Consider the following 8,068-nt stretch of genomic DNA (forward strand, 5'->3'; position numbering starts at 1 on the left):
ACCCGCGAAGGCGAAATTGACATTGCCAAGCGCATCGAAGAAGGCATTAACCAGGTTCAGTGCTCTGTTGCTGAGTATCCTGAAGCCATTAACTTCCTGCTTGAGCAATGGGACTCCTACGAAGCCGAAGAACTGCGCTTAACCGACATTATTTCCGGATTCATTGACCCTGACGAAGTAGACGAAGCTCCTGTGGCTGCTACTCACGTTGGCTCTGAACTTCCAACCGAAGAGCTGGAAGATGAAGACGATGATGATGACGATGACGAAGAAGAAACGGATACCGGTATTGATCCGGAATTTGCTCGCAGCAAGTTCAATGCACTTCGCGAACAATACGAAGCAACTCGTCAGGCTATTGCAAAGCATGGTCGTGATGGTGCCGATGCCCGCGTTGAAATTGACAAGCTCAGCGACTTATTCAAACAGTTCCGCTTAGTTCCTAAACAGTTTGACCGCTTGGTTAAAGACATGCGTGCCATGATGCAGCGCGTGCGTGTTCAGGAACGCATTATTATGAAGATAAGCGTTGAACAGGGGCAAATGCCGAAACGCAGCTTCATGAAAGCCTTTGCCAGCCACGAGAATAACCTGGCCTGGGTTGATAAAGAAATAGATTCCGGTGCAGCCTACGCCGATACATTGAAAGAAGTTCGCGGTGAAATAGAACGCTGCGTTAACAAACTGGTTGATGTAGAAAAGGAAACAGGCTTAACCATTGGTAAAGTCAAAGAAATTAACCGTCGTATGTCCATTGGCGAGGCGAAAGCACGCCGTGCGAAGAAAGAGATGGTTGAAGCTAACCTACGTCTGGTTATCTCTATTGCTAAGAAGTACACCAACCGCGGGTTGCAGTTCCTGGACTTAATTCAGGAAGGTAACATTGGCCTGATGAAAGCCGTGGATAAATTCGAGTATCGCCGTGGTTATAAGTTCTCAACTTATGCTACCTGGTGGATCCGTCAGGCTATTACCCGCTCCATTGCGGACCAGGCTCGTACTATTCGTATTCCGGTCCACATGATAGAGACCATTAATAAGCTTAACCGCATTTCACGCCAAATGTTGCAGGAAATGGGGCGTGAGCCTCTGCCGGAAGAGCTGGCCGAGCGCATGATGATGCCGGAAGACAAAATCCGTAAGGTATTAAAAATTGCGAAAGAGCCAATTTCGATGGAAACCCCAATTGGTGACGACGAAGATTCGCACCTGGGTGACTTTATCGAAGACAATACGCTGGACCTTCCTATTGATTCAGCAACGTCAGAAAGCCTGCGTAACTCGGTTCGTGACGTGCTTGGCGGCTTAACAGCTCGTGAAGCAAAAGTATTGCGTATGCGCTTTGGTATTGATATGAATACAGACCATACTTTAGAAGAAGTTGGTAAGCAGTTTGATGTAACTCGTGAACGAATTCGTCAAATTGAAGCCAAAGCATTAAGAAAGCTTCGCCATCCAAGTCGCTCTGAGCAGCTTAAATCGTTCTTGGATGAGTAAGATATTCTCTGACACAGGAGGCAGCATGGGTAACAACCGTGACAATTGGCCGAAACGTATTATTGACTCTCATTTGCACATTTATGATGACGAGTTTCCGCTAATTGAAAACCAAGGTCATATCCCTGAGCCTTTTTATATTGATGATTATCGGAACTTAGTCCGTGGCATGCCGATAGAAGGCGGTGTCATTGTGTCTGGCTCTTTCCAGGGCTTCGAGCAACGCTATTTAAAAGCGGCGCTGGAAAACCTGGGCGGCAATTTTGTTGGTGTTACACAGTTACCAGGCTCAGTTAGCGATGAAAAAATTCAGCAACTGAATGAGCATGGTATCCGCGGCGTACGCGTTAACTTAAAACGCGGCGTTCATCGTGACATTGAAGGTATTGTCGAGTTTGGTAAGCGTATTTGGGACTTAGCCGGTTGGCATTTAGAAATTTACGTCGATAGCCGTGAGCTCGACGACATGGTACCTACCTTACTTAAGTTGCCTAAACTGAGTGTAGACCACTTAGGTATGGCAAAATCAGGGTTGTCTCAGGTGCGTCGTTTAGCTGAAGGTGGCGTAAAAATTAAAGCCAGTGGCTTTGGTCGTACCGAAGTTAACGTAGAAGACGCCATTAAAACACTGAATAAGACCAACCCGGATGCTTTAATGTTTGGTACCGATTTACCGGGTACGCGCAGTACTCGCTCATTTGAACCCTCTGACATTACCACGATTGTGAATGCACTGGACGACGATGAAGCGGTTGATAAGGTGTTTTATCAGAATGCCCGAAATTTCTACAAACTACCTTAGTAAAAGAGAGTGAGGTAAGTGCAGTCTCTCTCTTCCCACACAAAACATAACCGCTGGCTGGCTATTGCAATGATTGCAGTAGCCGTTGGCGGTTTACTTGTTGCGTTCTGGTTTTCTGCGGGCGAGACATTGCAGCGCAATCAAGCGCTAATGGGCAAAGCCTGTAAAAATGCGCAGCTTGCTGTCGACAGTCTTTACCCTGAATCGGAGTCGCCGCAGCAGCAAGTAACTAACCCCGATTTAATGCATCAGGCACTGGCTGAAGCGCTAACTAATGCCGATGGCGTTAAAGGCGGCTTTTGGCATACAGCTCAGGGGTTTATAGGCTTCTCTTTACCGACCAACGGTGGTGACACCACAGACGTTGGTATCAGTAACGACGATGTTCCAATTGTTCGTTCTGCTGTGCAACGTTCTTTAGAGCAGCAAAGAGACATTGTCTCTGTTCAGTCCAATGAGCAGGTTGCAACTGTCGTGGCGGCCTGCCCTGAAAAGAATCACTACAACCTGGGTATTTGGCTGAAAAAGCGTGTCCAGTTTGTACCTCCTAACTTTACTCTTATTGTCAGCGCCCTGTTTGTGGTGCTCGCCATTATTGGCGGCGTTTTAATTGTGCGCGAGTCTGTCTTTAACCGTAACTGGCATTCAGAGCGAGATCGCATTGTTGCACAGGCCGAAGACAGCTCTCAGGCGGTTTCGGTCACCACCGAAATTCCGGAAATTCAGCCATTGTTAATGCTGTTGTATCAAGCTCGACAGCAAATTCAGTCTAAAGAGCGCGAATTAAGCCAGCAAATGAACAAAGTTATTATGGCTAATCAAAAAACGTTGATTGGTCGTATTGCTCGTTCTATGACAGCGCTTGCAATGACTGAACTTGAAGAAATAAAGCGCAAGCTACCCAAAGCAAACGCCGACGACATTAAAGAAAGGGTGTTACAGCTGACAGAGTTGTTCAGTTCTTTTGAGAGAGTTACCGAAGGTGCCGGGCATAGCAAGCCAACGTCCATTGATGCCGAAGACTTTCTCCAGGAGCTATCCGACTACCATGAAAGCACCGGAAATGTTAAAGACATAACGCTTACCGCAATAGCTGAAAAAGGCCTTAAATTTGAAGCAGAGCCCTTATTACTGCGTTTTGCACTGGATTATCTGATACGGCATATCATAACCTTTGTGCCAGCCAATTCAGAAATTATGCTGCAGGCAACGGCTGAAGAAAACTTTGTGAAAATTGCTATTAGCGATGAAAGTGCCGGTATAGAGAATAAAAACAAACATTTGCTGTTTCATGCCGATGAGCTTGCGCCGACCCAATACGGTATAGGGCTTAAGGTAGTGCGTGATACACTGCGGAACCAGAATGGCGACATCAGCTACGAAAAAGTCGATAAAACTTCGCGATTTAACGTGCTGATACCCATGACAAAAGCGTAAAAACTTCGTATAATCTGCGCCGCTTTACAGCTTCCAATCAAAAATGGCCCCTTAGCTCAGTGGTTAGAGCACCCGACTCATAATCGGTTGGTCCCCAGTTCAAATCTGGGAGGGGCCACCATTTTCAAGCACTTTTTTAAGTTTATTCAATAGGAAACCCCAACGCAGTCCATGCTTTCATGCCGCCTAACAGGTTGCGAACGTCCCGGAAACCGGCTTTCAGTAAAATACTAACAGCCACCCCTGCGCGATGGCCTACTCCGCAGGTAACTACCAGTGGCCGGTCTTTGTCTAAGGGAAGATCACTAATTTCATCTTCCAAATATCCTACGTAGCAATTTATTGCGTTGGGTATGTGCCCGCTTTCAAATTCATCAGTTTCCCGGACATCAAGTAATTGGGGTGTTTGTTCCATTTCCTTCAATGCCCGGGGTGTAGTTGCGGTACTCTGGCGTAAATTTTTTCCTGCATCTCGCCAGGCTTCAAAGCCACCAGCTAGAGCGCCACGTACGTTGTCCAGCCCTATGTTACTTAAATGATGCACCGCAGGGTCCACATCCTCATTACTACTGGTGACTAAATAGATGGGGCTATCATTATCGGCTAACCATCCGCCGAATACTGGCAAGCCTCCTTGCCAGATGCTGTAGCTATCGGGGATGTGTGCGCCTGCAAAGGCTTCGGGTAAGCGGGTATCGTAAATTCGCTCATCTTTTGCAGACTCCGCAAAATCATCCGCAGGAAGCAAAGCTGTGTCGCCGGTTCTCCGGGCCGGAGGTAATCCCCCATTTAAATTGACTTCTTCCATATGACGGAAATAGGGTGGTCGAGGAATTCGTTCGCCGCCTTTCTTCTGGGCAAACTCCTCTCGCGAAAGGGTAAAAACGTCGTTATAGGTTTTTTCGTCACCCAATGTTGACCATGAGCGTTCAGCCATTCCGCTACCACATACCGAACCCGGTCCATGCGCAGGCAAAATTAATGCAGTGTCATCAAGAGCCGCCAGTTTGCTGTGTACTGAATCATAGATAAGGGCAGCATTTTCCACTGACTTGTCTTTGGCTGGTAAATCGGAGCGTCCGGTATCGCCGAAAAATAGTGTGTCACCGGTAAAGATAGCCCAGGCAGATTCGGCATTTTTGTCCTCGTAGACAGCGTAACACATGCTTTCGGGGGTATGCCCCGGAGTGTGGAAGGCTCGAATAAGCAGTTGTCCTACACAAAACGTGTCGCCGTCCTCCAGTCGCACGTCACCGTGACCAAAGGTGTCGAAGTTGCCGTTTAAAATTTTCGCGCCGGTACGTTTGGCTAACCATGCCGAGCCCATGACGAAATCTTCCTGCCGGTGTGTCTCTACAATATGGGTGATCCGTGTCCCCAAGTCCCTTGCCGCATTGAGGTACTTTTGTACGTGCCGGCTGGGGTCAACTATCATGGCTTCGCTGCCTTCTGCCAGAAGCCATGCGTAATGAGCGATACCAGGTGTTTCAATACGTTGCAGTTTCATCGTATGAGTCTCCTTTTACCCGTTATTTACCGTCATGCAGTTAAGTAATCTTCTACAAATGCGCTTTGTTTAATAAATTAGGGTAGCAGAGTTTTTAGCACTTCACTTCAACCCTAAGTGCAAGTTAGTTTTGTTGCCTATCCAGTTAGTGTGCCTAACAAAGCAGATGTTGATCTATATCGCTGATGACGTCAGCTACGCTTATTTAATAACGAACTAAAAGTAGTACTATGCCAGCTCATTATTGAAAACTAGGTGAGTACAATGTCAGCTGATATAAATAGCCGTTATGGACTAAACCCTGCGCACAGTGAAGTCATAGAGGCAGGCGAGATCATAGCGCCGTGTAACGCCCTGGATATGGGCTGTTCTAATGGCCGTAACGCTTTGTATTTGAGCCAGCTTGATTTCAACGTGACCGCAGTAGACAATAACCCTGATGCTATCAATATGCTGCGGCAAATTATCAGTGAAGAGGCTATCAACAACATTGAAGCGCGAGTCTATGACATTAATGATGCAGCGTTAAGCGACGACTATGGGCTGATTGCCTGCACGGTAACTTTAATGTTCCTTCATCCCACGCGTGTTGATGCAGTTATTGAAGATATGCAATCGCATACCCTACCAGGTGGTTATAACTTAATTGTTTGTGCTATGGATACTAATGAGCACCCGTGCCCGGTCCCTTTTCCTTTTACGTTTAAAGCTGGGCAGCTGAGTGATGCCTATGAGGGATGGGAGTTAGTTAAGTACAACGAAGATGTCGGTACTATGCACAATGGCGCGCAACTGCAGTTTGCAACCATGCTAGCGCGTAAACCGAGTAAATAACGCACATAAAGCTACGGTAGTTTTATTAAGGAGGCATCATGAAACTTCGTCAGAAAGTAGGCTATGTAGGTTTAACGTTAGCCGCCGTTGGTTTGTCTTTAAATACTTTAGCGGCGGATCCTGTCACTCCTAAACTTACAGACAGGCTAAGTCAGTTATTACAACAAGAAATGCGTTCAATTCAATCGGCAATGGCCTCAATTCATGTTTCCATGGTTACGGGTGAGCATGAACGGGTAGAAACCAAGGCGCAGCAAATACACGACAGCTTTATAATGAAGCAGGCTTTGACTGAACAGGACAAAAAAGACTTAATGTCGGCGGTTCCAGAAGGCTTCGTAAAGCTGGATAAAGACTTTCACCGACTCGCAGCAGGGCTGGCTGAGGCGGCGAAAGACAGAGATACTCAAAAACAATATGAACTTTATAACGAAATGACGGGTAGCTGTATTGCTTGTCATAGTCGGTATGTATCAGATCGTTTTGATGGGTTAGCAGAACAGTAATTTGTGGTAATCTGATGAAATTACCCTGATTAGGAAGTAAAACTGTGAAATTGTTGACCAACTATCTAACTCTTTTATCTTTTCTTCTGTTGGTGTCATTACCCACCAGCGCGCTGGCACAAACCACTGAATCAGAAAGTGAAGAAAAACCTGTTCCTGATCCAACTGAGTTTGTTTCCGAGCATACCGGCTCTTTTAACGGAGAACGCATTGATTATCGGGTTACTGCCGGCGAGACCTACCTGCAAAACGCTGAGGGCGAGCCGACGGCTAGTATTTTCTCTTTTGATTATGTTGCCGAGGATGAAGAAAATCGTCCGGTGACGTTTGTCTGGAACGGCGGTCCGGGTTCGTCTTCAAACTGGTTGCATATGGGCGGTTATGGCCCTAAACGTATTGTCGTGCCAAGTGACGCAGAGCATCCAGGCGCTGCGCCTTATACCATTAAAGATGCACCTGAAACCATTCTCGATGTTACCGACATGGTGTTTGTGGACCCGGTTGGTACAGGGTTCTCACGCGCTATTGGCAAGGGTGAAAAAGAAGACTTTTGGGGGCTGACAGAAGACGCAGACTCAATGGCTGCTTTCATTGCTCAGTGGCTAACCGAGAACAACCGCTGGAACTCGCCGGTGTTCTTGTTGGGTGAGAGCTTTGGCACTACCAGGGCGGCTGCCGTTGCTAAGGTACTGCTCAATGACTACGTGATTAACGTTAACGGTATTCTGTTTGTGTCCCAGGCACTTGATTATCAGGGCTCTACCCCGTATGTCGATGACAATATCATTTCCTACATTACTTATATTCCGACCATGGCTGCCACTGCGTGGTATCACGGCAAAGTCGATAACTCGGGTGACTTTGAGGCTTTTATTCAGCAAAGCCGTGAGTTCGCATCACAAGAACTACTACCTGCGTTGTTTGAAGGGAATTTGCTAAGCGAAGAGAAAAGAGCAGAGTTAGTCAGCGAACTGCAACGCTTTACCGGCTTGAGCAAAGAGTATATTGAGCGCGTTGACTTGCGCATTAATGCGTTTCGTTTTGCTAAAGAGCTGCGGCGCGACGAAGGTATAGCCGTAGGCCTGCTCGATAGCCGTTACACCAAGGACGAACGCGACGATGTTGCCGCAAGCCCGCGTGAAGATGCTGCTCGTGCTATTTCACCGGCCTATAAGGCATCGCTGATGCACTACATGCGCAATGAGTTGGGAATCGATTGGGGTCGCACTTACTTAAACCCAGCTGACCCGGAGCTTTCCGGCAAATGGCGTTGGAGCCCTAAGCCTGAAGGCCAAACATGGGAACCTCATTACGTGAATACGGCTCCGGATTTAGCCGCGGTTTTGCGCAGTAACCCCGCGTTAAAAGTCATGGTGGGCTCGGGTTACTATGATCTGATTACCCCGTTTTTTGATGCTGAGTACACACTGAATCGCCACGGTATTGCGAGCGATGACATTATTTACCGCTACTACCACGGCGGCG

The 8,068-nt window shown here is 47.3% G+C and carries 7 protein-coding genes and 1 tRNA gene; 7 read left to right on the forward strand and 1 reads right to left on the reverse strand.

Features of this window, described 5'->3' with window-relative positions:
• The 4 genes from rpoD to B3180_RS08480 form a co-directional block, all read left to right on the forward strand.
• Nucleotides 1-1,497 (forward strand): RNA polymerase sigma factor RpoD (gene rpoD, locus B3180_RS08465; RefSeq protein WP_286844001.1); only part of this gene is annotated, 1,497 nt, incomplete at its 5' end.
• Nucleotides 1,498-1,522: 25 nt separating this feature from the next.
• Nucleotides 1,523-2,299, forward strand: a complete 777-nt coding sequence (locus tag B3180_RS08470; RefSeq protein WP_199494309.1) for an amidohydrolase family protein — start codon at nucleotides 1,523-1,525, stop codon at nucleotides 2,297-2,299.
• Nucleotides 2,300-2,317: 18 nt separating this feature from the next.
• Nucleotides 2,318-3,736: a sensor histidine kinase gene (locus B3180_RS08475; RefSeq protein ID WP_278358423.1), complete on the forward strand. Its 1,419-nt coding sequence runs from the start codon at nucleotides 2,318-2,320 to the stop codon at nucleotides 3,734-3,736.
• A gap of 45 nt (nucleotides 3,737-3,781) precedes the next feature.
• Nucleotides 3,782-3,857: transfer RNA gene (locus tag B3180_RS08480), tRNA-Ile, on the forward strand.
• Between the two features lie 21 nt (nucleotides 3,858-3,878).
• Here the strand turns inward: B3180_RS08480 and B3180_RS08485 are convergent.
• On the reverse strand, nucleotides 3,879-5,243 hold the full coding sequence (locus tag B3180_RS08485; protein WP_278358424.1) for an MBL fold metallo-hydrolase: 1,365 nt from the start codon (nucleotides 5,241-5,243) through the stop codon (nucleotides 3,879-3,881).
• Nucleotides 5,244-5,507: 264 nt separating this feature from the next.
• Here B3180_RS08485 and tehB point away from each other — a divergent pair, with 264 nt between their 5' ends.
• The 3 genes from tehB to B3180_RS08500 all read left to right on the forward strand — a co-directional run.
• Entirely contained in the window at nucleotides 5,508-6,077 is a 570-nt protein-coding gene (gene tehB, locus B3180_RS08490; RefSeq protein WP_278358425.1) for a tellurite resistance methyltransferase TehB, read from the forward strand.
• Nucleotides 6,078-6,115: 38 nt separating this feature from the next.
• Complete coding sequence (locus B3180_RS08495) at nucleotides 6,116-6,583, forward strand: cytochrome c (RefSeq protein ID WP_278358426.1); 468 nt, start codon at nucleotides 6,116-6,118, stop codon at nucleotides 6,581-6,583.
• Between the two features lie 44 nt (nucleotides 6,584-6,627).
• Nucleotides 6,628-8,068 (forward strand): S10 family peptidase (locus B3180_RS08500; protein WP_286844005.1); only part of this gene is annotated, 1,441 nt, incomplete at its 3' end.

Origin of the sequence: Idiomarina sp. UBA4206 (assembly GCF_002383015.1) — a bacterium.
Lineage (GTDB): Bacteria > Pseudomonadota > Gammaproteobacteria > Enterobacterales > Alteromonadaceae > Idiomarina > Idiomarina abyssalis.